Annotated in this window: 20 protein-coding genes; 12 read left to right on the top strand and 8 right to left on the bottom strand. The window is 36.4% G+C overall.

What is annotated here, in order from left to right:
* Nucleotide 1: 1 nt before the first annotated feature.
* The 6 genes from EJA19_RS00820 to hemA are packed head-to-tail and all read right to left on the bottom strand — an operon-like array spanning nt 2 to nt 5,170.
* On the bottom strand, nt 2-538 hold the full coding sequence (locus EJA19_RS00820) for a GNAT family N-acetyltransferase (RefSeq protein ID WP_125466443.1): 537 nt from the start codon (nt 536-538) through the stop codon (nt 2-4).
* Nucleotides 538-1,296, bottom strand: a complete 759-nt coding sequence (locus EJA19_RS00815; protein WP_125466442.1) for an EI24 domain-containing protein — start codon at nt 1,294-1,296, stop codon at nt 538-540. The genes EJA19_RS00820 and EJA19_RS00815 overlap by 1 nt, the downstream gene beginning before the upstream one ends.
* The gene (gene hemE / locus EJA19_RS00810) at nt 1,289-2,314 is read right to left on the bottom strand and encodes a uroporphyrinogen decarboxylase (protein WP_125466441.1); all 1,026 of its coding nucleotides are present in this window, start codon (nt 2,312-2,314) and stop codon (nt 1,289-1,291) included. The genes EJA19_RS00815 and hemE overlap by 8 nt, the downstream gene beginning before the upstream one ends.
* Before the next feature lie 55 nt (nt 2,315-2,369).
* Complete coding sequence (locus EJA19_RS00805) at nt 2,370-3,014, bottom strand: uroporphyrinogen-III synthase (protein ID WP_125466440.1); 645 nt, start codon at nt 3,012-3,014, stop codon at nt 2,370-2,372.
* Between the two features lies 1 nt (nt 3,015).
* Nucleotides 3,016-3,924 (bottom strand): hydroxymethylbilane synthase, encoded by a 909-nt coding sequence (hemC, locus tag EJA19_RS00800; RefSeq protein ID WP_125466439.1) that lies wholly within the window; start codon nt 3,922-3,924, stop codon nt 3,016-3,018.
* Nucleotides 3,917-5,170 carry a glutamyl-tRNA reductase gene (hemA, locus tag EJA19_RS00795; protein ID WP_125466438.1) on the bottom strand — a complete coding sequence of 418 codons (1,254 nt, stop codon included), beginning with the start codon at nt 5,168-5,170 and terminating at the stop codon, nt 3,917-3,919. The genes hemC and hemA overlap by 8 nt, the downstream gene beginning before the upstream one ends.
* 210 nt (nt 5,171-5,380) lie before the next feature.
* Here hemA and EJA19_RS00790 point away from each other — a divergent pair, with 210 nt between their 5' ends.
* The 7 genes from EJA19_RS00790 (at nt 5,381) to EJA19_RS00760 (ending at nt 12,729) form a co-directional block, all read left to right on the top strand.
* On the top strand, nt 5,381-6,259 hold the full coding sequence (locus tag EJA19_RS00790) for a helix-turn-helix transcriptional regulator (protein WP_125467116.1): 879 nt from the start codon (nt 5,381-5,383) through the stop codon (nt 6,257-6,259).
* Between the two features lie 13 nt (nt 6,260-6,272).
* The gene (gene hemH, locus EJA19_RS00785) at nt 6,273-7,307 is read left to right on the top strand and encodes a ferrochelatase (protein WP_125466437.1); all 1,035 of its coding nucleotides are present in this window, start codon (nt 6,273-6,275) and stop codon (nt 7,305-7,307) included.
* Nucleotides 7,307-8,662: an MATE family efflux transporter gene (locus EJA19_RS00780; protein ID WP_125466436.1), complete on the top strand. Its 1,356-nt coding sequence runs from the start codon at nt 7,307-7,309 to the stop codon at nt 8,660-8,662. The genes hemH and EJA19_RS00780 overlap by 1 nt, the downstream gene beginning before the upstream one ends.
* A gap of 13 nt (nt 8,663-8,675) precedes the next feature.
* Complete coding sequence (locus tag EJA19_RS00775) at nt 8,676-9,224, top strand: CopD family protein (protein WP_125466435.1); 549 nt, start codon at nt 8,676-8,678, stop codon at nt 9,222-9,224.
* Nucleotides 9,225-9,271: 47 nt separating this feature from the next.
* Nucleotides 9,272-10,729, top strand: a complete 1,458-nt coding sequence (locus EJA19_RS00770; protein WP_125466434.1) for a sensor histidine kinase — start codon at nt 9,272-9,274, stop codon at nt 10,727-10,729.
* Between the two features lie 10 nt (nt 10,730-10,739).
* Nucleotides 10,740-11,522 carry an enoyl-CoA hydratase/isomerase family protein gene (locus tag EJA19_RS00765; protein WP_125466433.1) on the top strand — a complete coding sequence of 261 codons (783 nt, stop codon included), beginning with the start codon at nt 10,740-10,742 and terminating at the stop codon, nt 11,520-11,522.
* A gap of 121 nt (nt 11,523-11,643) precedes the next feature.
* On the top strand, nt 11,644-12,729 hold the full coding sequence (locus EJA19_RS00760; protein WP_125466432.1) for a PA0069 family radical SAM protein: 1,086 nt from the start codon (nt 11,644-11,646) through the stop codon (nt 12,727-12,729).
* Here EJA19_RS00760 and EJA19_RS00755 read toward each other — a convergent pair whose 3' ends face one another.
* Nucleotides 12,730-13,383 carry an HD domain-containing protein gene (locus EJA19_RS00755; RefSeq protein WP_125466431.1) on the bottom strand — a complete coding sequence of 218 codons (654 nt, stop codon included), beginning with the start codon at nt 13,381-13,383 and terminating at the stop codon, nt 12,730-12,732. It abuts the gene before it with no gap.
* Nucleotides 13,380-14,114 carry a lysophospholipid acyltransferase family protein gene (locus EJA19_RS00750; protein ID WP_125466430.1) on the bottom strand — a complete coding sequence of 245 codons (735 nt, stop codon included), beginning with the start codon at nt 14,112-14,114 and terminating at the stop codon, nt 13,380-13,382. The genes EJA19_RS00755 and EJA19_RS00750 overlap by 4 nt, the downstream gene beginning before the upstream one ends.
* Before the next feature lie 111 nt (nt 14,115-14,225).
* Here EJA19_RS00750 and EJA19_RS00745 point away from each other — a divergent pair, with 111 nt between their 5' ends.
* The 5 genes from EJA19_RS00745 to EJA19_RS00725 all read left to right on the top strand — a co-directional run bounded on the left by EJA19_RS00745 (nt 14,226) and on the right by EJA19_RS00725 (nt 26,783).
* A complete protein-coding gene (locus EJA19_RS00745; protein WP_240640178.1) occupies nt 14,226-17,027 on the top strand; it encodes a triple tyrosine motif-containing protein in 2,802 nt (933 codons plus the stop codon).
* Between the two features lie 261 nt (nt 17,028-17,288).
* Nucleotides 17,289-20,453: a glycoside hydrolase family 2 TIM barrel-domain containing protein gene (locus EJA19_RS00740; protein WP_125466429.1), complete on the top strand. Its 3,165-nt coding sequence runs from the start codon at nt 17,289-17,291 to the stop codon at nt 20,451-20,453.
* Nucleotides 20,454-20,466: 13 nt separating this feature from the next.
* Nucleotides 20,467-22,383: a glycosyl hydrolase family 16 gene (locus tag EJA19_RS00735; RefSeq protein WP_206075149.1), complete on the top strand. Its 1,917-nt coding sequence runs from the start codon at nt 20,467-20,469 to the stop codon at nt 22,381-22,383.
* 18 nt (nt 22,384-22,401) lie between these two features.
* Nucleotides 22,402-23,232, top strand: coding sequence for a glycoside hydrolase family 16 protein (locus tag EJA19_RS00730; RefSeq protein ID WP_125466428.1), 831 nt, complete (start codon nt 22,402-22,404; stop codon nt 23,230-23,232).
* A gap of 107 nt (nt 23,233-23,339) precedes the next feature.
* The gene (locus EJA19_RS00725; RefSeq protein WP_125466427.1) at nt 23,340-26,783 is read left to right on the top strand and encodes a hypothetical protein; all 3,444 of its coding nucleotides are present in this window, start codon (nt 23,340-23,342) and stop codon (nt 26,781-26,783) included.
* Nucleotides 26,784-26,785 lie beyond the last annotated feature (2 nt).

Raw genomic sequence — 26,785 nt, 5'->3', positions numbered from 1 at the left:
ATTAAACATCATTTTTTGCTTCATATAATTCCATATCCAACACGGCCTTTGCTGAAACATGTTCTTTTTTCAAGGTTTTAACCCATGTGAAACCAGAACGTTTGGCTACATTTATACTATCGGTATTGGTGTGGTGTATGATAACTTGAAGTTTTTCCAAGCCCAGTTTATTAAACGCATAATTTTTAGCTGCTTGTACGCTTTTACTCATCCAGCCATTCCCAGAGTATTTATTGCCAAGACAATAGGCAAATTCGCCTTGTTTGGTATTCCAATCCAGGTTTTTAAGAATAACCAAACCAGCAATATTATGGGTGCTTTTTTCTTTTATAGCAAAAGTGAATTCGGTTTTGTTTTTAAATGCTTCAGATTTATTTTTAATATAATTTTTTGAAGCATCTTCTGAAAGATTTTGTGCCAATGTTTTAGGTAAATACTGCTGAAAATGTCTTGCATTCCTAATCATTAACTGATTTAAGCTAAGCGCATCTTTTGATTTTAGGTTGTCTAAGTAAAAAGTTTCGTTGCTCAAATCCATTAGCGTTCAATGTTGTAATGGTTCTTTAATTGTAGTAAAGTAACTGTTTCTCTAGAAGCTGCAGTAACCGAAAGCGGTAACACTAAGATAAAACCTAGAATAGGAATTAATAAACACAACATAAAAACAATACCATTACCAATAGCACGACCACGGTTTTGTTTTACAAATTGAATACTTTCCTTATAATTAAAATGCCGCTCCAAGGTGTAATCCATATTACCAAAACCAGCATAATACGCTTGTACTAAAAACAATAATACAGACGACACAATACCAATAACTGGAATAAAACCAATAAGTAAAATAGGAATGGTCCAAAAGAGTTCTAAACCTAAGTTACGAAGGTTTATCTTAATACCACGCCAAAGTTGTTGACCAAAATTAGTATTACGACGTGTTTTATGTGTTGTTCCTAAAAAATGGGCTTCAATTTTTTCGGATACCGGGCTCATAAATGGTGCGGACAAAGCCATAACAATATGTTTATATAAGATGAGTCCAAGAGCAATAATCAATAACCCACCAATAACATTAGCAATTCTTGTAAATGTCTCTTTACCCCATTCCCAAATCCAGAGTTTTGAGATGAAAGAGCCAATATTATCAGATAACCCATAAGCAGAAACCCCAACAATAAGTGCTGTAACGATGCTTATTAAAATGGGCACGGCAAAGTATTTCCAGAGCTTCAACTTGGAGATTACCCCAAAAGCTCCTAAATATGCTTGTATGCCCCTTATAATGTTTTTAAGCATTGTATTCTTTAACAGCATCGATAAATGCTTGGGCGTTTTCCAATGGTATATTAGGTAAAATACCGTGACCTAAATTTACAATATATTTATCTTTCCCAAATGCGTCAATCATTTGATGAACCATTTTCTTGATTTCAGATGGTGGCGATAACAATCTAGAAGGATCAAAATTACCTTGTAACGTAATATTCCCGCCTGTTAAATATCGTGCATTCTTTGGTGAGCACGTCCAATCTATTCCCAATGCCGAAGCATTACTTTGTGCCATCTCGTTTAAGGCGAACCAACATCCTTTTCCAAAGGCAATTACAGGAGCCATATCTTTTAAAGCCTCTATAATTTGGTTGATATATTGCCACGAAAACTCTTGATAATCGGTTGGTGATAACATACCACCCCAAGAATCGAAAATTTGAACCACATCGCAACCTGCTTTTACTTTTTCTTTAAGATATGCAATAGTGGTATCGGTTATTTTTTGAAGCATTTGATGTGCTGCCACAGGATTGGTAAAACAAAATGCCTTGGCTTTATCAAACGTTTTGCTGCCTTGACCTTGAACACAATAACATAAAATAGTCCATGGCGAACCAGCAAAACCTATTAATGGAATGTCGTTATTAAGTAATTCCTTAGTGGCTTTAATGGCTTGGTATACATAATCCAATTCTACCGTTACATCGGGAACAATAACATTATCCACGTCTTTTTGTGTGCGAACAGGATTTGGCAAATACGGCCCAAAGTTAGGTTTCATTTCTACTTCAATATTCATAGCTTGTGGAATGACCAAAATGTCGCTAAACAAAATAGCAGCATCCATACCGTAACGTCTAATAGGTTGTACGGTAATTTCGCTAGCTAATTCTGGCGTGCGACAACGTGTAAAGAAGTCGTATTTGGCTTTTATTTCCATAAATTCTGGAAGGTAACGTCCTGCTTGGCGCATCATCCAAACAGGTGGGCGTTGCACGGTTTCACCTTTTAAAGCTCTTAAGAATAAATCGTTTTTTATCATAATGTCTTTGTATTTTACCTTGTTTATAAAGGCTTAAATGTAATGCGTTGTTATGTTATTTAGTAAGCTGTTTAACGACCGATTTCAAAACACTTTCAATAGTTGGTTTGTTTGCTATATGAATGTTTTCGGCAAACGGTTTTGCGGCTTTTGCTGTTGTTTTACCAATACAAAATATGGCTTTGTTTTTTAAAGAGTTATTTGCTGTAAAACTTTCAATACCACTTGGGCTAAAAAATAATACGGCGTCAAATGGTTTTGAAATAAGTTGTTTATTTAAAGCCGTTTTGTATACTTCAACTTCTTTAAAGCTAATGTTATTTTTGGTTAAAATATTTGGTAATTCGTCTCTTCTAATGTTGTTACAGAAAAACCAAAAATGCTCGTTTTTATGGTTTTTTACAATGAATTTAGCCAAATCTGTACCATAATTAGTCATTTTAGTTACATTTTGGCCATTTTCTTCTAAAAGAGCTTTTGTTTTTTCACCAACACAAAAGCAGTTTTTTATCACTACTTTTTTGTCTATTACCGCTTTTACAGCATTTTTACTAGTAATAATGGCGTTCTCAGCTATAATTTCATCATCAAAATCTAAAAAATCAATAGTAATAGCATTATAATCTATAACATTGATATTAGCTTTTGTGAGAACATTTTTTTGTTCTTGGGTTAATATTTTGGTTGAAAGTATGGTCATTTTACAATGCAGCTTTTATAGCTTTCATTAATTCATCCCCACCATTTTCCAAAATTTCTAGTGCGCAAGCTTCTCCAAAACCTTTGTATTTGGAGCGCGCCACGGATTTACTTACACTTAATTTTTTAGTTCCATCGAGAGCAAGTAACACGCCTTCAAATTGAATAGAGTCGCCATTAATTGTAGCCGACGCTCCAATTGGTGCTGTACAACCACCTTCTAAAACGCGTAAAAACTCACGTTCTATATGGGTGCAAATTTCGGTAGGTTGATGATTTAACTTTGAAATAGCTTTAGTTGAAAACGTATCATCCTGCAATGTTACAACAACCATAGCGCCTTGTGCTGGTGCTGGAATCATCCAATCCAGTTCGATGTGGTTTTCGGGGAGAATGGCGATGCGTTCTAATCCTGCTTTGGCAAAAATAGCAGCGTTCCAACTACTGTCTTCTAATTTTTGTAAACGTGTTATAACATTGCCTCGCAATCCTTCAACGGTATGATTAGGGTATTTGTTAAGCCATTGGGCTTTGCGTCTTAAACTTCCTGTTGCAATAGTTCCAACGGTGTTTAAAAAATCTACATCTTTATAAACTAAAATATCTTTGGTGTTTGCTCGCGGTAAAACGGCCGATTGCACAATGCCTTTAGGTAATGCTGTTGGGACATCTTTCATAGAATGTACAGCAATATCTACATCGCCATTAAGCATGGCGATGTCCAGAGTTTTGGTAAAAACACCTGTTATACCAAGCTCATAAAGTGGTTTGTCTAGAATAATGTCGCCTTGTGATTTTACAGGAACTAGTTTGGTGTTATATCCTAAATCTTCTAGTTTTCGTTGTACGGTTTTGGCTTGCCAAAGTGCTAATTTACTATCGCGTGTACCAATTCTTATGACTTTAGACATACTTAGTTTCTTCTAATTGAAACACTTTTTTTATGAGTTCTAGACTTTCATCAGTAGAGATGTCATCATCTTTTAAATGATGCGCAAAGTGATTAGTTATTTTTTGAATGATATTGTTGCTTATTAATTCAGCTTGTTCTTCGTTAAAATCAGAAAGTTTTTTCCGCTGAGTATCTAGTTCAGCAGTTTTAAAATCATTCAATTTAAGTTTTAAAGCTTTTATTGTTGGGGCAAACTTTCGGGTTTCTAGCCAACTGTTAAATTCTGCTTTAACCTCTTCAATAATGGCTTCGGCAACAGGAATATGCGTTTTACGGTCTTCTAGAGTTTTATCTGTAATTTGTGATAAATGGTCTAAATGAACCAACGTTACATTGTCTAGTTCAGAAACATTGTGGTCAACATTTTTAGGAATAGATAAATCCAAAACCAATAATGGTTTTTTGGATTGTATCAAGTATTTATCAACCGTAGGATTTTGCGCGCCTGTAGCAACAATTAAAATATCCGAACCATTAATTTCTTCCTGTAAATTGGCATAATCTTTAACCACAACATTAAATTTGCCAGCAACTTCTTCGGCTTTTGTTTTTGTGCGGTTTATTAAAGTAATATGTTCGTTTTTGGTGTGCTTTATTAGGTTTTCACAAGTGTTTCTGCCTATTTTCCCTGTACCAAATAGTAGGATGTTTTTATTAGTGATATCCGAAACATTGTTGAGAATATAATGAACAGAAGCAAACGAAACAGACGTGGCACCAGACGAAATATTTGTTTCGGTTTTTATACGCTTGCTAGCTTGAATTACAGCATTTACCAAACGCTCTAAGTAATTGTTAAGCAACCCTTCTTTTTTAGATTGTCTTGCCGCAGCCTTTAACTGACTTATAATTTCGAAATCACCTAAAATTTGACTATCTAAACCACCACCAACTTTAAAAATATGCGAAACTGCCTCGTTGCTTTTGTGAATATAAGCTACTTTTTGAAACTCCTCAACGGTGCCTTTGGTGTTGTCACAAAGTAATTTTATTAATTGAAAAGGGTGCTCTGCAAACCCATATAACTCAGTACGGTTACATGTTGAAGTTACAATAAGGCTAGAAATGTTATTGGCTTTGGCTTGAGTAAATAAAGCAGTTTTAGCATTTTCATCTAAGCTAAAATGACCGCGCGTTACGGCATCTGCTTTTTTGTAGCTTAATCCAATAGCATAAAATGTTTTGTGTTTTTTAGACTGCGGCATAAATAAATCAAAATACAAGTGACAAAAATATAAGGACGATGCAACAAAAAGTAACGCTAAAAGAACTTTTAATGTCGATAGTGGTTTTTTAGCGTTGTTTTTTTATAGAAACTGATAAATATCATATTTTTGCAGACATATCAAAGCTTTTGATGTTTCTAATTTAGAACAAGTCTAAATAATTATGTAGTGAAGTCTGATTTTAACCGTATGAAAAATGTCGCTAAAGGGTCGTTTTCCGAAGTGAAAATAGACGAAGATTTTATTGTGCTTACCTATCAAAATGAAAATGAGCTAGTTGAGGTTTTAGAGCGTGATATTGATAGTAGCTTTATACAGTTTCATTTTTGCTTAAAAGGGTCTTGTAAGTTTGTATTTAATCAAGGAAATTATGGTTTAAATATTGAAGATGAAAAATCGTTGTTATTGTATAATCCGCAACGGGATTTACCTATTCATATTAATAGCAACCCACATACTTGGCTAGTTTCAGTCTTAATTTCAATAAAAAAATTCCATAGCTTATTTTCGCAAGAAGCCGATTACATAACGTTTTTGAGCGATGATAATAAAGATAAAAAATATTATAAGGATGGGAAAATTACGCCATCAATGGCTATTGTGTTAACACAACTTATCCATTATAATCTTAATAGTTCTATAAAAAATCTTTATTTCAATGGCAAAGCATATGAGCTATTAAGTTTGTACTTTCACAGAAATGAAGAAGCCAATGTAGAACAATGCCCATTTTTGGTTGATGAAACCAATGTAATTAAAATACGAAAAGCCAAGGATATTATTATATCACGAATGGCTGAACCACCAACTTTGCAAGAATTGGCCGATGAAATCGGACTAAGTCTTAAAAAACTTAAAGAAGGGTTTAAAGAAATTTATGGTGACTCGGTATTTAGTTTTTTGTTTGACTATAAAATGGAGTATGCCAGAAAACTTTTGGAATCGGGAGATCACAATGTAAATGAAGTGGGCTTAAAAGTAGGTTACAGTACAGCAAGTCATTTTATTGCAGCATTTAAAAAGAAATATGGTACGACACCAAAAAAATATGTGATGTCGATATCTTAACTAAGAAAAATTAATGAAAAAAGGAATTTTACTCGTCAATCTGGGCTCGCCAGACAGTCCTAATCCAAAGGATGTAAAAACATATCTTGACGAATTTTTAATGGATCCGCGTGTTATTGATGTGCCATTTTGGTTACGTAGTTTTATTGTGCGCGGTATTGTTTTAAACACACGACCAAAAGCATCGGCCGCTGCTTATCAAAAGATTTGGTGGGAAGAAGGATCGCCGTTAATTGTTATTTCAGAGCGCTTACAGGAAAAAGTGCAACAACAAGTAGAAATGCCTGTTGGATTGGCTATGCGTTATGGAAGTATGACCATAAAAAAGGGCCTTCAAGATTTGGTTGATAAAGGTGTAGAAGAGGTGTTGCTTATTCCGTTGTATCCACAATTTGCTATGGCAACAACCGAAACAATTTTGGTATTGGCCAAAGACATAAGAAAAACAGATTTTCCTAATTTAAAAATCACCGATTTACCGGCGTTTTATAATAATCCAGATTATATAGAAGTCTTGTCAAATAGCATTTCAAGACATTTAAAAGGAAAAAACATAGATCACTTACTATTTTCTTATCATGGAGTTCCAGAGCGTCATATTAAAAAAAGCGATATTACGAAGTCGCATTGTAAAATAGATGGAAGCTGTTGTGTAACAGCATCAAAAGCACATCAATTTTGTTACCGTCATCAATGTTTTGAGGTAACGCGTTTGGTTGCTGAAAAACTTCAATTAGAAGAAGGAAAATATTCTACATCCTTTCAATCGCGCTTAGGGTTCGATCCGTGGTTACAACCATATACCGATAGAACCATCGAACGATTAGGAACTCAAAGCGTGAAAAATATGGCAGTTGTTACGCCAGCTTTTGTAAGTGATTGCCTGGAAACCTTAGAAGAAATTGCTATGGAAGGTGAAGAGATTTTTCACGAAGTTGGTGGCGAAAATTTCACGACAATACCTTGTTTAAACGACGATCAAGAGTGGGTAGATTTATTAGCCAAGTGGATTAACACGTGGGTAACCACAGAAACCGTGACCGTTTAATGGCGAAAGTAGCTTCGGAAGACTTAGGTACGAAACCCATAAGTAAATTATTGGTAAAACAAGCTGTTCCGGCGTCGATAGGTATTTTGGTAATGTCGCTGAATATCCTTGTCGATACTATTTTTGTTGGTAATTGGATTGGTTCTACAGCCATTGCAGCTATTAATGTCGTGCTGCCTGTGTCGTTTTTTATTGCTGCCCTTGGAATGAGTATTGGCGTTGGTGGATCGTCCATTATTTCTCGTGCTTTAGGAGCAGATAATAAAAGCAAAGCGTTAAAAACTTTTGGTAATCAAATTACTTTAACCCTTTTGTTTACGGTAACTTTAGTCGTTTTTGGGTTGTTGTACGTTGATGATATTATTCCTGCTTTTGGAGGTAAAGGAGCCATTTTCGAGCCTGCAAAAATTTACTACATCATTGTACTTTATGGTGTGCCTTTCTTGGCACTTTGTATGATGGGAAATACCGTTATACGTGCCGAAGGTAAACCAAAGTTTGCTATGTATGCCATGATGATTCCATCGGTTGGCAATCTTATTTTAGATTATGTGTTTATTAACGTTCTGGATTTGGGTATGTATGGTGCTGCTTGGGCAACCACAGGATCGTATATGTTGTGTTTGCTGTTTATTTTGTGGTTTTTCTTTTCGAAAAACTCCGAATTAAAACTAAGTTTTGCTCATTTAGGTTTAGATAAATTAATAGTTAAAGAAATAGGCTCATTAGGCTTTGTCACTTTAGCTAGACAAGCCGTTGTAAGTATCACCTATTTGTTTATGAACAACATTCTATTCAATTTAGGAGGCGAAACCTCGGTGACTGCTTATGCCATTGTTGGACGAATGTTAATGTTTGCTTTGTTTCCAGTTTTCGGAATCACCCAAGGCTTTTTGCCTATTGCAGGCTATAATTATGGTGCATCAAAATATAGTCGTGTGCGAGAAACCATTAATACAGCCATTAAATACGCGGTTATTTTGGCAACGGTCATTTTTATATTATTAATGCTATTTCCCGATGTCATTACACGTTTATTTACACACGATGCCGAAGTACTTAAAGAAACACCAAGTGCTATGCGTTGGGTGTTTGCAGCAACACCTATTATTGCTATTCAATTAATTGGCGCGGCGTATTTTCAGGCCATTGGTAAAGCGACGCCAGCTTTGCTGTTAACGTTAACACGGCAAGGGTTTTTCTTTATTCCGTTAATCTTGATTTTACCCAGTTTTTATGGTGAATTAGGCGTGTGGATGTCGTTCCCTATTGCCGATGTGTTGGCAACTATTGTTACGGCATATTTTTTAAACAGGGAAATACGAAAGACTTTAATTAAACCAATTTCAGAATAATTACCTTTAGCTTGTGGAATATTACAATTATATAAAAGCGTTACATTTAATTTTTGTTGTGACTTGGTTTGCAGGATTGTTCTACATTCCAAGACTTTTTGTATACCAAATAGAAGCTTTTCATAAGCCATCGCCAGAGAAAGACATTCTTGGCAAACAGCTAAAACTAATGGCAAAACGCTTGTGGAATATTATTACTTGGCCATCGGCTATTTTGGCAACTGTGTTTGCCGTATGGTTGTTAATTATACAACCAGTTTGGTTGCAACAACCTTGGATGCACGTTAAATTATTATTTGTTTTACTGCTTTTTGTGTATCACCTAAAAACGCATCAGTTTTATAAACAGTTACAACGTGATGAGGTAACAAAAACATCTAATTTCATGCGCTTGTGGAATGAAGGCGCCACGTTTATTCTATTTGCTGTGGTGTTTTTGGTCATTCTAAAAAATGCTATAAACTGGATTTTTGGCGTTGTTGGCATTGTGGTTTTAGGCGTATTATTAATGTTAGGGTTTAAAATCTATAAAAACATTAGGTCTAAAAATCCCAATGCATAAAATGAAGTGGCTTGATTATTGCTATATTTAGTTAACTAAATAAACGTATGCAGCTAAAAAAACTCTCTTTACGATTTAGGATTTTTATTGCGATGATTTTACTGGTGCTTGTCGCATCTATTTTGATTGCAGTAGTAACAATTCATCAATATAGAGAAGAAACAAAAGACTATCATCAAGAGCGATTAAATAGAAAAGAACGCGCCATAAAGCGTAATATAGATTTTGTTATACGTGAAACTACTTACGAAGTTACCACCGAAAAAATCCCCTTAATTTTTAAGGAAGAAATTTACGAAATTGCCGATGTTCACAATCTGCAGGTTAAATTATACGATTTAGATGGCGGACTTCTTATTTCTTCAAAAGCATCTATTTCACCAGATACTACAGCAACAAATTGCTTGGACGCCAATATTCTAAATCATTTATCGCAAACTTCAGAACGCCGCTATGTTGAAAAGAATTTTGAAGGAGGCCGGGTGTTTCAATCATCGTATTCATACATCACCGATCAAAAATTTAAACCGTTAGCGATTTTAAATTTACCATATTTAGAAGATGATGACTTTTTTACTAACGAGCTGAATGAGTTTTTAAAACGCTTAGCCTTAGCATATTTATTTATGTTATTTTTCGCCATAGTCTTGGCGTATTGGCTGTCCAAATACATAACCAAGTCTCTTAAGGCCATAAGTGAAAAAATGAAAGCCACACGCCTTGAAAAACGTAACGAGAAAATAGAAGTCGAATCCTCAAGTGAAGAAATTGAAAACTTGGTTAAGGCTTACAATAGTATGATAGACGAGCTTGAAGAAAGTGCTGTGAAATTAGCGACAAGTGAACGTGAACAAGCCTGGCGCGAAATGGCAAAACAAGTAGCTCACGAGATTAAAAATCCATTAACACCAATGCGATTAAGTGTGCAAAGTTTTCAACGTAAGTTTGATGTTAATGACCCTGATATTGATAAAAAAGTAGATGAATATTGTAAAACACTTATTCAACAAATAGATACCATGAGTTCGATAGCATCGGCATTTTCAAATTTTGCCAAAATGCCTGCGCAAAAAAATGAAATGCTAAATGTGGTCGAAATTACCAAGCTAGCCTTAGATATTTTTAGTGAAGATTATATCCATTTTACATCTGAAAAGGATGTTATTAATGCAAAATTAGATCGTACACAACTTATTCGCGTGGTTACAAACCTGGTAAAAAACGGCACGCAAGCTATTCCAGACGATAAAGAAAACAAGACCATTTTAGTAAATGTTTCCAAAGGAAACCAAGAGGTTATTATCACTATTTCGGATAATGGCGTAGGTATTTTAGAAGAAAACAAAGACAAAATATTCGAACCTAAGTTTACCACTAAGTCAAGTGGTATGGGGCTTGGTTTAGCAATGGTAAAGAACATTGTGGAAACTTATCAAGGAAGTATTACCTTTACCACAGAAAAAAATAAAGGAACCACGTTTAAGGTGGTTTTTCCAACCGAATAAATCAATAAAAATGAGTTATAACAACATTCTTTCAGAACAAAACAATGGTATTACAACCATAACCATTAATAGACCAAAAAAATTAAATGCGTTAAACAAAGCAACCATCCAAGAGCTTCACGAGGCTTTTAAAGCAGCCGATAATGATGCCAATACTAAGGTGATTATTATTACAGGAAGTGGCGAAAAAGCCTTCGTAGCAGGAGCAGACATTAGTGAGTTTGCCGACTTTAACGTGAATCAAGGTCAAGAATTGGCTGCTAAAGGTCAAGAATTGTTGTTTGATTTTGTGGCTAACCTAGGCACGCCAGTTATTGCAGCTTTAAATGGTTTTGCGCTTGGCGGTGGATTAGAACTGGCAATGGCCGCACATTTTAGAATTGCTAGTGACAATGCCAAAATGGGCTTGCCAGAAACCTCGCTTGGTGTAATTCCAGGCTATGGTGGTACACAACGTTTACCGCAACTTATTGGCAAGGGTCGCGCTATGGAATTGGTAATGACAGCTGGTATGATTGATGCCGATACGGCGCTAAATTACGGTTTAGTAAACCACGTGACAACTTTAGATGAGTTAATCCCTCTAGCTGAAAAACTAGCTGGAAAGATTATGCGAAACTCGTCTGTCGCTATTCGTTCGGCCATTAAAGCGGTTAATGCTAATTACGAAGATGGTGTGAATGGTTTTAATGTTGAGGTTGAAGAATTTGGAAACTGTTTTGGTACCGAAGATTTTAAGGAAGGTACCACAGCATTTTTAGAAAAACGTAAAGCCGATTTTCCAGGGAAATAACCTTATACTTGAAAATATAAGAGGCAGCCTAAAAAGCTGCCTTTTTTTGTTGAAAACTTGTTTCATTTTAACAATTTTTCGCGGGTTATTCTTTATAATTTTAAAGAAATATTCCCGTTTTATGTCTTCTTTAGAACAGCAAAAACCCATTATCAAAGGTCGTGGCGCACAAAAAAATGTGCGCAATCGTTTCTTTGAGTTAAGTCACGAGATGCGCGACGATTTTTTGGAGTTTTGTGCTAAGGAAGGTGAAGATGCCGATAAGAACAAAACAGTATATCTAGAAACCTTCCCTAAAACCATTGTCAACAAGGTGAAAAGCCCAGATGTTGGGATGACGTATTCTATGAATATGTATCAAGGTTGCGAACACGGTTGTATTTATTGTTACGCACGAAACTCTCACGAATATTGGGGTTATAGTGCTGGATTGGATTTTGAACGTCGCATTTTGGTCAAAAAAAATGCGCCAAAGTTACTGGAAGATCTTCTGAAAAAGAAAAGCTGGCAAGCCCAAACTATTGTTATGTCTGGTAACACCGATTGTTATCAACCGGCTGAGAAAACGTTTCAACTTACAAGACAATGTTTAAAAGTGTTTTTAAAGTATAAACACCCCGTAGCTATTATTACAAAAAATGCTTTGGTATTGCGTGATTTGGATCTTTTGAAAGCATTACATAAAGATGGTTTGGTGGCTGTTAATATTTCTATTACGTCATTATCAGAAGATACTAGGCGTATATTGGAGCCCAGAACGGCCACGATTAAAAAACGTTTGGAAACCGTTAGAACGCTTTCAGAAAATGGTATTCCCGTTAATGTAATGTTAGCACCCATTATCCCGTCGATTAATAGTCACGAAATATTGCCAATGGCAAATCAAGTATCAGAATCTGGTGCCTTATCCATTGCGCATACCATTGTGCGTCTGAATGGCGCTATTGGGGAGATTTTTTCCGATTGGATTAAAAAAACAATGCCAGATAGAGCCGAGAAAGTACTTCACCAAATTGAAAGTTGCCATGGCGGAACGCTTAACGATAGTCGTTACGGAACACGAATGCGTGGTGAAGGTAAAATTGCCGAGCAAATAAATATGCTAATACGATTGGCAAAACAAAAATACTTTAAAGACAAAATGATGCCTAGATTAAATACTCAGCTTCACGAGCAGTATAAAGAAGGCCAATTGAAATTATTTTAACTAACGTTCGCCATGCCATTCGCCATAAAACTGGTCCAAATAAGTTTCCATAAATTGATGACGTTGTTTGGCCAATTGCTTTCCAGTTTCAGTATTCATCAGGTCTTTTAAAAGCAGTAGTTTTTCGTAAAAATGATTTAGAGTTGGCGCTGTTGAAGCTTTGTATTCCTCTTTGTTCATATTAAGTTTGGGCGCAATATCTGGATCATAAAGTTTTCGGTTTTTATAACCACCATAATTAAAACACCTTGCAATACCAACAGCGCCAATAGCATCTAATCTATCGGCATCTTGAATAACGTTCAATTCAGGTGAGGTGAAGGTTTGTTCAAAATTACCACCTTTGTACGAAATGTTTTTAATGATATTCACAACGTGATCGATAACATCTAAATCTACATCCAATTTAAATAGAAACTCACGAGCAATTCTAGGACCAACATTTTCATCGCCATCGTGAAACTTGCTGTCAGCAATATCGTGCAGTAAGGCTCCTAAAGCCACCACAAAGACATCTGCATTTTCATTTTTTGCAATGCGTAAACTGTTGTTTAAAACCCGTTGCGTATGAAACCAATCGTGACCACCTTCGGCATTTTCAAGTTGTTGTTTTACAAAGATTTTTGTTTTATCTACGATTTCGTTTTGTGTCATACGATAACATCTTTTGTGATTTCAGTTTCCAAGTGTTTAATTAGTGTATTATAATCAAAATCACTCACTTTTACGGGTTGATGAACTTTAAACTTTAAATGCGCTCCCAATCCCATGGGGAGTTTTCCGTAGCGTAGCATTTTCCAAGAATTGTTAATGGTTATGGGAATTACCATAGCATTTGGAATACCTTCAAACAAAGTAATCAAACCTTTTTTCTGAAAAGGTTTTGGTAGGCCTGTTCGGCTTCGTGTGCCTTCAGGGAAAATGGTCGCCGCCCGGTTATTGGTTTTAATGTATTCGGCAAAGTTTTTAATGGTTTGAACGGCTTCTTTTGGTTTTTTTCTATCGATTAAAGCTGAGCCGCCATATTTTAAATTGAAAGATACACTTGGTATGCCTTTTCCTAATTCTTTTTTACTAATAAATTTGGGGTGGTGTTTGCGCATATACCAAATAATAGGGGGAATGTCGTACATACTTTGATGGTTAGCAACAATGATGATAGGTTGGTTTGCGTCTATCTTATAAGGGTTGTTAAAAGAATATCTAGTGCCTAAAATATTGGTACAGCGCATTAAAAAAAACTGTAGCCAATCGACACTTTTTTTATGGGCTTGATATCCAAACATGTTTAGACATAGCCATTGTATAGGGTGAAAAACAACAAGCGTTAGTCCAAAAAATATAAAGTAAATAACGGTTAGGGGGTAGGCCAAGAGTTTTGTCATTTTACAATTATTGTTTTGCACAAATTTAAAAATAAAAACAGCTTTGTTTTTGATAATCTTGTTAGGGAAAAATATTATTGAATTTGTATATTGTATCGATAAATAATCGACGTGCAGAAAAAAGAGCTATTATTCCTTTTATATTTATTTGTGTTTGTGTACACATCTGCACAAGAAATCCCGCCAATAAGCATCTTTCAACCCAAAACCTACAAAGCCGAAGCGCAAAATTGGGCGATAAGTCAAAGTCAAGATAAGTTTATTTATGTGGCTAACAATTCTGGGTTACTGGAGTTCAATGGTGCCAAATGGCAGTTATATCCCTCACCAAACGAGTCTATTGTTAGATCGGTTAAAGTTATTGGAGATAAAATATTTTCAGGATGTTATATGGAGTTTGGCTATTGGCAAAAAAACAATTTTGGCAATTTAGATTATACTTCATTATCAAACAAGATTGCTAGTAAACTTCTCGAAGATGAAGAGTTTTGGAACATTTTGAAAATCGACAAATGGGTGATTTTTCAATCACTTAGCAGGCTTTATGTTTATGATACTAAAGATAATAATATAGATATAATTGATTCAGAAACTAGACTCAATAAAGCCTTTAATGCCAATGAGACCATTTATTTTCAGGGTTTGGGTAAAGGGTTTTTTGAGGTTAACAATGGCAAGGCAAACTTGATTTCAGATCATGCTGTATTGAAAGAAAAAATAGTTGTTGACATCTTCTACATTGACTCAAAATTACTTTTTCTAACCCAGGACAATGGTTTTTATTGGCTTGACAACAACCAATTGAATAAATGGAATATTGCTGCTAACAAAGCTTTGGATTTAAAAAGTGTGTATAGTTGCAAGCGGTTAAAAGATGGTTCCTTTGTTTTAGGAACCATTTCCAATGGTGTTCTAATTGTTGATAAAAAAGGCGAAATACTATATGAAATCAACCAATTAAGCGGCTTAAGTAACAACACAGTATTAAGCGTTTTTGAAGATGATGAAAGTAATATTTGGTTAGGTTTGGATAACGGCCTAAACATGATTGACTTTGATTCTCCATTTAAAATCTATAATGATTATCAGGGTATTATAGGAACTACTTATGCTTCCATAGTTTTTAACGGCAACCTATATGTAGGGACTAACCAAGGACTATTTTATAAAAAGCAAAACACTAAAAGGTCTTTCAAGTTTATTGAAGGAACCAAAGGGCAAGTATGGAGTTTAAAAGAAATAGATAATACGCTTTTTTGTGGCCATCATAATGGCACTTATATTATAGAAGGGAGCACTTCAAAACTAATTTCACAAGAAAATGGTACTTGGGATTTCACTCCGTTAAATGATAATCTTATTTTGCAAGGTAACTATAGCGGTTTGTTTGTATTGGAAAAGCAGGATGATAATACCTGGTTTTTAAGAAATAAAATTAACGGTTTTAATATATCCTCCAAACATGTTCAATATGCTGGTGAGCGCTTGTTGTTTGTAAGCCACGAATACAAAGGCGTATTTAAAGTTGAGTTGGATGCGAATTTTATGAATGTCGTTCATTTTGGGAAAGCTCCTGGAGTAAGTAAAGGCGTAAATTCAAGCTTAGTAAAATTTAATGATACCATTTATTATGCTTATAAGTATGGGATTTTTAAGTACAACTCTAAACAAGATACCTTTGTTAAAGATGCCACTTTAAGTAGCATTTACAAAGATTTTGAGTATACATCTGGTAAGCTTATTGCAATTAAAGAGGATGATCAACTATGGGCTTTTGGTACAGATTATATTTATGCCATTTCCAAAGGCAGTTTTGATAACAACCCAAAAATTGAGAGTATTGTTTTTCCAAGCTCATTTGGAGACGAATTATCAGGTTACGAAAACATAAGCAAGATAAGTAAAAACAATTATTTAGTTGGTTCATCTTATGGTTATGTTGTGTTGGAAACCAATAAAATAGACGATTATCAGTATGCAATAAGCATAAATAAAATATCCAGTAAGGCAGCCAATGCCAACTATAGCTTATTAGATAAAATACAATCCCAAGACTTTAAGTATAAAAACAATTATTTTCATTTGGAATACAGCATTCCGTTGTTTAACACCTATTATCAACCCAAATACCAGTATAAACTAGAAGGCTTGCACAAAGATTGGTCCAATTGGTCAACAGAAACGTCACATAGCTTCGAAAATTTACCATCGGGAAATTATACTTTTAAAGTTAGGGCAAAAGTAGGGAATACGCTATCCTCCAACGAAGCTTCGTACAGCTTTAAGATAGAAAAGCCATTTTATAAAAGTAATGTGGCCATGTTTTTTTACCTGTTAGGGCTTCTGCTATTTAGTTTGCTAATGCACAACATATATAGATTTTATTATAGGAAAAAACAAAAAAAGCTACTAACAGAAGCAGCGCGTAAATTGGAATTAAAACAACTGGAAAACCAGCAACAAGCCATGCGCTTTAAGAACGAAAAGTTAGAGCAAGATATAGAGAACAAAAACCGTGAGTTGGCCATTTCTACTATGAGCTTAATTAAAAAGAACGAATTTCTTAATCTTATTAAAGGAGAATTAAACCAAGTCAAAGATGTAAAGGATGTAAAACCAGTTGTGCGTTTAGTAGACAAAAATTTGAACAACACAGACGACTGGAAGTTTTTTGAAGAAGCGTTTAACAATGCTGATAAGGATTTCTTAAAAAACCTAAAAGCAAAACACTCCAACTTAACTCCAAACGATTTAAAGTTGTGTGCCTACCTAAGACTTAACTTATCATCCAAAGAAATAGCTCCGCTACTAAACATTTCTGTAAAAAGCGTAGAGGTTAAACGCTACAGATTAAGAAAAAAAATGAATCTAGACCACGAATCTAGCTTAACCAATTACATTTTGGGCATATAATAAACCAAACAACATCCCACTTTACCTTAACATTACCTATACAATAGTCGCTTTTTTGATAAATCGTTAATCTAACGTAAACTTTTCATTATTCTTTCAAATACTCAATCTAAAGCATCATAAAGTGTGATATTCATAAATTTACCCCCTTTTTTTTGATATGTATGTTTTTTGTAAAGGTGTATTTTGAGAATTTAACATATATAAATGCTAGTTTTATAACTCATCAAAATATCTTCTTAACCAAAATACAAACCACTAATGAGAAAACACATATTCAAATACTTGCTTATAGCGTGTTCCTTTACAGTTTTTGCCCAATCTGATAACGTCTCGGTGCTCAACGATAACGATGGAGTAAAACTTATGGTAAATGGTGAAGCTTTTATGATTAATGGTATGAACTGGGACTATATTCCAATTGGCACTAATACAATAGATGCCAAGTTTTGGGAAAAATCTGACGATGTCATTAAAGCAGGTCTAGATACCGAAATGTCCTTGCTTAAAAACATGGGAGTAAATGTCATAAGACAGTATACGGGTGTGCCAGCAAGATGGATAAAATATATCTATGAGAAATATGGCATTTACACGATGCTTAACCACTCTTTTGGACGTTATGGCTTAACTATAGATGGCGTTTGGACGCCCATTACCATTTATGACGATCCCAAAACATCGCAACTTCTTTTAAGTGAAATAGAGATGTTGGTCAAAACGTATAAAGACACACCAGGCTTGTTAATGTATTTATTAGGAAACGAAAACAACTATGGTTTGTTTTGGCAAGGTGCCGAAACTGAGGACTTTCCAGATGATGAATCTCAAAAAGCATTTATAGGCGAGTCAAGAGGAAGACCAATGTACAAGTTAATGAACGATGCTGCCAAAAAAATGAAAGCCATGGATGCTAATCATCCAGTTGCTATCTGTAACGGAGATGTCTTGTTTATAGACATTATTGCAGAAGAATGCCCAGACATAGACATCTATGGGACCAATGTATATAGAGGTGTGTCGTTTACCGATATGTTTGATGTGGTCAAGGAAAAACTCAACAAACCATTAATGTTCACAGAATTTGGAGCCGATGCATTTAATGCCATAGAAAATCAAGAAGATCAAAAAGCACAAGCTTACTATATGCTTGGCAACTGGAAGGAAATTTATCAAAATGCCGCAGGTTTGGGCAGGGCAGAAAACTCCATTGGTGGCTTTACGTTTCAATTCAGCGATGGCTGGTGGAAGTATGGGTTTGATAAGCGTGAAAATGCCGATATTCACGATAACAATGCTTCTTGGGCAAATGGAGGCTACGACATAGACCTTGCTCCAGGCGAAAATAACATGAATGAAGAGTGGTTTGGTATTTGTGCAAAAGGGCCGACCAACGAAAGAGGCCTTTACGAATTATATCCAAGAGCAGCCTATTACGCCTTAAAGGAAGCACATAAGTTAAACCCTTATGATGACACTGTAACAGCCGGATTTGTGACCAACTATTTCAACAACATCCAAATTATGGATGCTGTATTAAGAGCGCGAGGTGATAAAGCAGCACTTGAAGCTAAAGAAACGGGCAAAATAAGGCTAAGTCAGTTGCAAGCTAAATTCACAACATTCAACACAGGTGGAAGTTTAATCACCACGCCCGAAAACGCCGACCCCAATGAAAATGTGTACCCAGACCAATTAGGGTTCGACCATATGCAATCGTATTTTGTGGGAGTGGAGGCCAACCCCACCCCAAACATGAGAGCCAATGTTGTGGTTAATTACATAGGTAGAGTGGCACAAAACCCAATAGATGAAATTTTTTATGAAAATAGAGCGCGAATAGTAACCCTTTCAACTAGCGAAGGTGAAGTTACCCTACAAGATAACAACAGGCTCAACATTTATCAAAGTGATTTTGAATGGAAATCCAAACATTTTGATTTAAGAGGATTTTACAGAACAGGGCACTACCACTGGCAGTACGAAGGCGATTTTTTCGGCCTTTATCCTGAAGCCAATTATGGCCCAAACCTAGATATTTATGGTGGTGAGATTTCAGGAGTAGAAGTAGATATGAAACGTGGCCTAGACGGCTTAAAAGCAGCTTTTGGACCTCAATTGTGGTGGGGTGCAAATCCAGCAATGCTTTTTAAGTACGGTCGAAAGTTTGGACATTTCAATGTTACAGGAATTTATCACAGAGACGTAGAAACAGACTTGAATTTTGATGATAACGGAAGACGAATCATTGATCAAAACCAAGCGCGAAGTGGTATAATACCACCTTGGCCAACCGAAAGAGCCACGCTTGCCATTGAAAGAGATTTTGGTAAAGTAGGCGTGACTGTTGGTGGTATTTGGGGAGGAAGTCCATTAAATGGTAGTGCTTTCCAAGATATTAAAAATGGAGTTGTTTATGAAGATAAAATAAAATCAAGCGATAATTGGGGAGGGAAAGCAAAAATCACTTATCAAGGAGGTCGATTCAATTGGTATGGTCAAGGTGCCATAATGGGATTGGTTGCCAATGGCGGTGCAGATGCTACACAAACCTTTACGGGATGGAGGCTTAAAGATACAGGAAGCGGTAACCAAACCAATATACTTTCTGGCTTTACCTATTCTTTTGGAGACATTCAAGTTGCACCCAACTTTTTATGGCAAAAACCATTGGTTGATCCAATGCCAAATGATGTTAATGCACCTGGTCGATTAAGAAATGTCATAGACGATCCGTTTGCGGTAAGATCAAACAGAGAAACTACAGCTGGAGAGCTTTTGCTAACCTACGATCCAACACCAGGAACTTGGATGTACCAATGGGACAATGACAGAGCTGAAGACGCAAAATTTGCCATGAACCTAGGGTTTGTTTACAGGCATCACCCAACAGCTATGGATGCTCACATAGGGTTTTTAGCTAACCGTACGTTTTTTGCGTTTACTAACTCTGTGCCAGCAGAAGACCTATGGGAAGTACATTCTAGAATGGTTTCCAAGGTCTCCCCAGATTTAGGGTTGATAGGAAATTTTTACTATGGAAATGGTCAAGGCAATGGTGATTCAGACAGAACAATTTACCGATTTGGTGGCGATGTAAGAGCCATATACAAGAAAATGAAGTTTCAAACACATTTAAAAATTAACGATTGGGGACCTTTTGACTATCATAGGGATTTCAACCTAACATTCCCAGTTCAATTTATGGCAGATATTTCTACTTCTCTTGGTAAACCAGATTGGTTTATATTACCAAATACCACTATAGGTTTGAGGTATACTTGGCGATCGTTAAATGAGTACTCTCCAAGATATGCGCCTTTGCAAGGCCCAGAATTTGGAGTGCCTCCACTAAGTCCAGTAGGGTTTCCTAATGGATCAGAATGGGAAATAAGAACCTACGTGCATATCAATATTGGAAAATAAAAAAATGGCAAAAATGAAAAATAGAACAGTAAATACACGAAACAGAGCACTTTTGCTTGGATTATTACTAGTCTTTGCGTTTGGTTGCGAAAGAGATCTTTCAGACGATGCGGTAGAAGCCAACTTTTCTACCTTAGGAGATGTGTTTCTGGATGCACCAGTTGGCTTAGGTACCGATTTTTATTTTCCCTACGGCGATTCAAATTTAGAAGTTATAAACTTTGAGGGCACAGAGGCTTACAGTGGCAACGCTTCACTTGAAATTAATGTTCCAAATGCCGACAATCCCGATGGAAATTACGCCGGCGGTATTTTTAGAATTGATGGTGCAGGCAGGGATCTCTCTGGCTATGATGCCTTAACCTTTTATGCCAAAGCTTCTCAAGGAATCATACTCGATCAAATTGGTTTTGGAGAAGATTTTATTGATAATGCTTATCAAGTAACACTTACTAATGTGAGTGTTGGAACAGCTTGGGAAAAATATGTAGTTCCAATTCCAGATCCTTCAAAATTGACAGAAGTAAGAGGCGTGTTTAGATATGCTACCGGAACGCAAAACACGGGAGGGTTTGGCTATACCATTTGGTTAGACGAAATAAAATTTGAAAAATTGGGAACGGTTGCACAACCAAGACCAAAAATATTGGAAGGTAATGATGTATCTGAGCAAACTTTTATCGGAGCATTGGCAAATGTTACAGGCTTATCCCAGACCTACAATCTAGGTACTGGAGAAGATGTAACGGTTGTTGCAGCACCTGCTTATTTTAATTTTCAATCTTCAAACCCAAGTACAGCCACAGTTTCAGAAGAGGGTACAGTCTCAGTAATTGGAAGTGGAATGACAACAATAACCGCTACTGTAGCAGGTGTTGATGCCGAAGGTTCATTAACCTTGGAGTCTTTGGGTAATTTCACAGCAGCTCCTGTTCCTACTGAAGACGAGTCGTTGGTAATATCCATATTTAGTGATGCTTATACCAATGTTCCAGTAGATTTTTATAATGGCTATTGGGAACCTTATCAAACTACAGAATCTGCCGATTTTACGGTAAATGGTGATAATGTACTCAACTATACAAACTTCAATTTTGTGGGAACTAGCTTTAGCAATCCTACTGTAAATGCTTCAGAAATGACTCACGTGCATTTCGATATTTTTGTTCCAGTTCTCGATGCTGGTGCACAACTAAAAATTACGCTAAGGGATTTTGGAGCTGATGGTGTAGATGGTGGTACAGATGATACCAATCAAGAATTCACACTTAACAGCAGCAATTTGGTTGATGGCGGTTGGGCAAGCATCGATATGCCCTTGTCTTTGGCAAACAAGGATAGCATGGGCCTTATTATTTATGAAAACTTAGGCACCAACTTAACCAATTTTTATGCAGACAATATCTATTTCTACCAAGTACCAACTTCGCCAACGGTTGCGGCACCAGATCCAACATTGGCAGCAGCAAATGTAATTTCGTTGTTTAGCGATGTGTATACAAATGTTACCGTAGATACTTGGCGTACCGATTGGTCTGCGGCAGCAACTATTTTGGATGATGTTGATGTTGATGGCAACCCAACAAAAAAATACACCAATTTAGGATTTGTAGGCGTAGAAACGGTAAGCACAACGGTTGATGCTTCTGCAATGACGCATTTTCATATGGATGTGTGGTCGCCAGACTTTACGTCTTTCAACATTAAGTTGGTAGATTTTGGAGCCGATAATGCCTTTGGTGGTGGCGATGATACTGAGCACGAAATCAGTATTAATGCTCTAGCTCAAGGCGAATGGGTAAGTTTAGATATACCATTGTCAGATTTCACCAATCTGACCTCAACTGCAAATATTGCCCAGTACATTTTTGTGGGACAACCTTATGAGGTTACAGATGTGTTTATCGATAACGTTTACTTTCACAATTAATACTTAAAACAACAACTTATGAAGTTTTTATCATACAAACATAATTTAGTATTGTTAAGCTTTTCAAGTCTAATAATTATGGGCTGCTCAACAGACGATACGCAAATAGTCACTACGATGGATAACTTGGTGATGGCTGATGAATTTGATGTCGATGGTGCTCCAGATGCCACACTGTGGAATTACGATATGGGGAACGGTTCAGAACAAGGCATACCAGGTTGGGGGAACAACGAGTTGCAGTATTACACAGATAGAACTGATAACATTGTAGTTGAAGATGGAATGCTGAAAATAACTGCACTAAGCGAATCTTACGAAGGTGCGTCTTACACTTCGGCAAGAATCAATACCAAAGATTTGTTTGAGCAAAAGTACGGTCGCTTCGAGGCTCGCATACAATTGCCTTGGGGTCAAGGTCTTTGGCCAGCATTTTGGCTGTTGGGAGCTAATTCTGATGAGGTCATCTGGCCTGCTTGTGGCGAGATAGACATTATGGAAAATCGTGGTAGCGAACCAACCATAGTTAATGGTACCATTCACGGCCCAGGCTATTCTGGAGGCGAATCTGTGACCAAGCTTTATGATTTGGTCAACGATAGGTTTGATACTGGATTTCACGTTTTTGGCATTGAATGGGACGAAAACTACATTAACTTTTATGTAGACGACGTGCTTTATAATCAATTAACACCAAATGATATTCCCGGCGACTGGATTTTTAACGACCAGCCTTTTTACATTATTATGAATGTGGCTGTTGGTGGCAATTATGGTGGCGTACCTAATGAAAACACGGTTTTTCCACAGCAAATGCTAGTAGATTACGTGCGAGTCTACAGTAAATAATACATTTAAAACACATAAAAACTATAATGAGGCAAAACAGAATTAAGCTGTTTTGCACAGAATTTTTCAACCATTAATCTAAAAGAGAATTACAGATTTTGATCGTAATGAAAGACATACAAGCCCTAAACAAAGAGATAAAACTCAAATCGGTTACCATAGGAAACGAGCAGTACTATAAAATTACCAACCATAATGAAATGCGACCTTTCTTTATGAGTATTGTGAGCGATTCCAACCATTGGATGTTCATTTCCAGTAATGGTGGTTTAACTGCTGGAAGAAAAGACTCTGAAAACGCACTATTTCCTTATTATACCGATGACAAGGTTACCGAGCTCAATGATGTTACGGGCAGTAAGTCCATATTTTGGGTAACCGTAGATAATCAAGCTCACCTATGGGAGCCTTTTTCTGACAGACAAGAAGGGCAGTACAACTATTCTAGAAACATTTACAAAAACAGATTTGGAAACAAACTCCTTTTTGAAGAAGTCAACCACGACTTGAACCTAACCTTTAGGTACCAATGGTGTTCTAGCAATCAATATGGTTTTGTACGTAAAAGCACACTTATTAACCATTCAGAGGCTGAGGTAAATGTGAAGTTGTTGGATGGTATTCAAAATATTATGCCCTATGGCGTAAACACCGATTTGCAAGCCATAAGAAGCAACTTGGTAGATGCCTATAAACGCAGCGAAATACAAAAGGAAACAGGCATCGGCATATACAGTTTAAGTGCCATAATTGTAGATAGAGCAGAACCTAGTGAAGCTTTAAAAGCAAACATGGTTTGGTCTTTGGGTATTAAAAACCCACAATATTTGGCCTCTTCATTGCAATTGGATGCGTTTAGAAACAATGCGTCGGTAAAAGAGGAAAATGACATCAAAGCCGAAAAAGGGGCTTACTTTTTGGTGAGTGAAATGAGTTTGCCTGCAGAATCCCAAAAACAATGGATGATTATCGCAAATGTTAACCAAACGATTTCAGCAATTTCGGCCATTGCACATAAAATAAAAAATAACGACAACTTAAAAACCCAAGTAAACAACGATATTCAATTAGGTACACAACGCCTTATGAATTTGGTTTCTGCATCTGACGGGTTTCAGCTATCAGCCGATAAACGTCGCAACACGCGTCATTACTCCAACACACTTTTCAACATTATGCGAGGTGGCATTTTTGATTTGAACTACCTAATTGAAAAGTGGGATTTTGATACCTATTTGGCAAAGGCCAATAAAAAAATACACAGAACTACCGAAAGCATTTTGGAAAAACTACCTGAGGTGTTCTCACTACAAAAACTCAAAGAGTTAGCTGTAAATAGTGATGACAAAAACTTTAGGCGTTTGGCAATGGAGTATATGCCACTCAAGTTTAGTCGTCGTCACGGCGATCCAAGCAGACCGTGGAACAAATTCTCAATTAACACTAGAAACGAAGATGATGGGTCGAAAATTTTGGACTATGAAGGCAACTGGCGTGATATTTTTCAAAACTGGGAAGCACTTGCGTATTCTTATCCCGAGTTTTTGGAGAGTATGATCCATAAGTTTTTAAACGCCACAACATTTGATGGGTACAATCCGTATCGGGTTACAAAGGATGGCTTTGATTGGGAGGTGATAGAAGAGCACGATCCTTGGTCGTACATTGGCTATTGGGGCGACCATCAAATTATTTATTTGCTCAAGTTTTTAGAAGCATTTCAAGACCATTATCCTAATATGTTGGACGATTATTTTACAAAAGATTTGTTTGTGTATGCCAACGTACCATATAAAATAAAGCCCTATCAAGAGATTGTTAAAGACCCAAAGGACACCATTGAGTTTGATTATGATTTAGATAAGCAAATACGTAAAAAACGTGACGAATTTGGTGCAGATGGTGCTTTGCTAAGAGACGAAAATTACTTTATCCATAAAGTAAATTTCCTTGAGAAAATATTGGCAACAACACTTGCTAAGTTATCCAATTTTATCCCAGAAGGTGGTATTTGGATGAATACCCAAAGACCAGAATGGAACGATGCCAACAACGCTCTTGTTGGTAACGGTGTATCAATGGTCACATTATACTATTTAAGACGTTTTTTTAAGTTTTTTGAACACATTTTGAAAACTTCAGAAACGCAGGATATTGAGCTGTCAAAAGAACTTTTGGAGTTTTTCAATCAAGTTAATTCGGTTTTAATAGCACATTCAAACGTGCTGTCGTCCAAAATTTCAGATGCCGATAGAAAGACAGTTACCGATGGTTTGGGCGAAGCTGGAAGCCAGTACAGAAGCAAAATTTACAATCATTCCTTTTCTGGCAGAAAAGAGACAATTTCGGTTTCCAAACTTACCGATTTTGTTGCGCTAACGCTGCAATACCTAGAACACTCCATCAAGGCCAATAAGCGAGCAGACAATATGTACCACGCCTATAACTTAATGACCATTGATAATAATGGCATTTCCATTTCTTATTTAGACGAAATGTTGGAAGGTCAAGTAGCAGCGTTAAGTTCAGGGTACCTTAAACCAAAAGAAAGTTTAGCTGTTTTGGACAGTATGAAAAACAGCAAATTATTTAGGCCAGATCAATACAGTTATTTGCTGTACCCAAACAAGGAATTGCCAAAATTCTTGGAGAAGAACACCATCCCAACCGAAAAAGTAGAAGCTTCAAAACTATTGACCAAACTCATTCACGATGGTAACACCAATGTGTTGGAACAGGATATTGATGGCAATTATCATTTTAACGGTAACTTCAACAATGCCAATAGCCTTAATAAAGCGCTAGATGCATTAGCCAACAAAGGATATCAAGATTTGGTGGCAGGAGAGCGTAAAGCTGTTTTGCAAACTTTTGAGGATGTTTTTAACCACAAGGCGTTTACAGGCAGGTCAGGAACATTCTACGGTTATGAAGGCTTGGGCTCTATTTACTGGCATATGGTTTCTAAGTTATTGCTCGCAGTACAAGAATGTTGTTTGCAAGCCATTAACTTAAAAGAGAGTGATGAAACCATTGGCAGATTATTGGAGCATTACTACGAAATTAACGAAGGCATAGGCGTGCATAAATCGCCAAAACTTTATGGTGCCTTTCCAACCGATCCGTATTCGCATACACCCTTGGGCAAAGGGGCACAACAACCTGGAATGACAGGTCAGGTAAAAGAAGATATCTTAAGCCGAATGGGAGAACTTGGAGTTGTTGTTGAAAATGGAAACATAACGTTCAATCCTGTTTTGTTAAGGGCTGATGAGTTTTTAAAAGACCCTAAAACCTTTGTGTTTGTGGATGTCAATCAAAACAAACAAGAACTTCAAGTGTATAGACACGAATTAGCATTTACCTATTGCCAAGTGCCAATTGTGTATGCAATAGCTTCCAAAAACAGTGTGGATATTACTTATAGCGATGGCAGGATGAGGTCACAAGACAATTTAACCTTGGGTTCAGAAATTAGCAAGGCACTATTCAACAGAACAGCCGAAGTTGCTCAAATAAAGGTTCACATTAAAAAGGACGTATTAAAATAACA

This window comes from Mangrovimonas spongiae (assembly GCF_003944795.1).
Lineage (GTDB): Bacteria > Bacteroidota > Bacteroidia > Flavobacteriales > Flavobacteriaceae > Mangrovimonas > Mangrovimonas spongiae.
This window is presented reverse-complemented; position numbering and strand designations above follow the sequence as displayed.

What these genes read in the sequence shown, in the direction of transcription:
- EJA19_RS00760 (WP_125466432.1), top strand. Translation starts at nt 11,644, where the DNA reads ATGTCTTCTTTAGAACAGCAAAAACCCATTATCAAAGGTCGTGGCGCA.
- EJA19_RS00725 (WP_125466427.1), top strand. Translation starts at nt 23,340, where the DNA reads ATGAAAGACATACAAGCCCTAAACAAAGAGATAAAACTCAAATCGGTT.
- hemC (WP_125466439.1), bottom strand. Translation starts at nt 3,924, where the DNA reads ATGTCTAAAGTCATAAGAATTGGTACACGCGATAGTAAATTAGCACTT.
- EJA19_RS00770 (WP_125466434.1), top strand. Translation starts at nt 9,272, where the DNA reads ATGCAGCTAAAAAAACTCTCTTTACGATTTAGGATTTTTATTGCGATG.
- EJA19_RS00790 (WP_125467116.1), top strand. Translation starts at nt 5,381, where the DNA reads ATGAAAAATGTCGCTAAAGGGTCGTTTTCCGAAGTGAAAATAGACGAA.
- hemE (WP_125466441.1), bottom strand. Translation starts at nt 2,314, where the DNA reads ATGATAAAAAACGATTTATTCTTAAGAGCTTTAAAAGGTGAAACCGTG.
- hemH (WP_125466437.1), top strand. Translation starts at nt 6,273, where the DNA reads ATGAAAAAAGGAATTTTACTCGTCAATCTGGGCTCGCCAGACAGTCCT.
- EJA19_RS00765 (WP_125466433.1), top strand. Translation starts at nt 10,740, where the DNA reads ATGAGTTATAACAACATTCTTTCAGAACAAAACAATGGTATTACAACC.
- EJA19_RS00740 (WP_125466429.1), top strand. Translation starts at nt 17,289, where the DNA reads ATGAGAAAACACATATTCAAATACTTGCTTATAGCGTGTTCCTTTACA.
- EJA19_RS00750 (WP_125466430.1), bottom strand. Translation starts at nt 14,114, where the DNA reads ATGACAAAACTCTTGGCCTACCCCCTAACCGTTATTTACTTTATATTT.
- EJA19_RS00780 (WP_125466436.1), top strand. Translation starts at nt 7,307, where the DNA reads ATGGCGAAAGTAGCTTCGGAAGACTTAGGTACGAAACCCATAAGTAAA.
- EJA19_RS00755 (WP_125466431.1), bottom strand. Translation starts at nt 13,383, where the DNA reads ATGACACAAAACGAAATCGTAGATAAAACAAAAATCTTTGTAAAACAA.
- EJA19_RS00805 (WP_125466440.1), bottom strand. Translation starts at nt 3,014, where the DNA reads ATGACCATACTTTCAACCAAAATATTAACCCAAGAACAAAAAAATGTT.
- hemA (WP_125466438.1), bottom strand. Translation starts at nt 5,170, where the DNA reads ATGCCGCAGTCTAAAAAACACAAAACATTTTATGCTATTGGATTAAGC.
- EJA19_RS00735 (WP_206075149.1), top strand. Translation starts at nt 20,467, where the DNA reads ATGAAAAATAGAACAGTAAATACACGAAACAGAGCACTTTTGCTTGGA.
- EJA19_RS00730 (WP_125466428.1), top strand. Translation starts at nt 22,402, where the DNA reads ATGAAGTTTTTATCATACAAACATAATTTAGTATTGTTAAGCTTTTCA.
- EJA19_RS00820 (WP_125466443.1), bottom strand. Translation starts at nt 538, where the DNA reads ATGGATTTGAGCAACGAAACTTTTTACTTAGACAACCTAAAATCAAAA.
- EJA19_RS00815 (WP_125466442.1), bottom strand. Translation starts at nt 1,296, where the DNA reads ATGCTTAAAAACATTATAAGGGGCATACAAGCATATTTAGGAGCTTTT.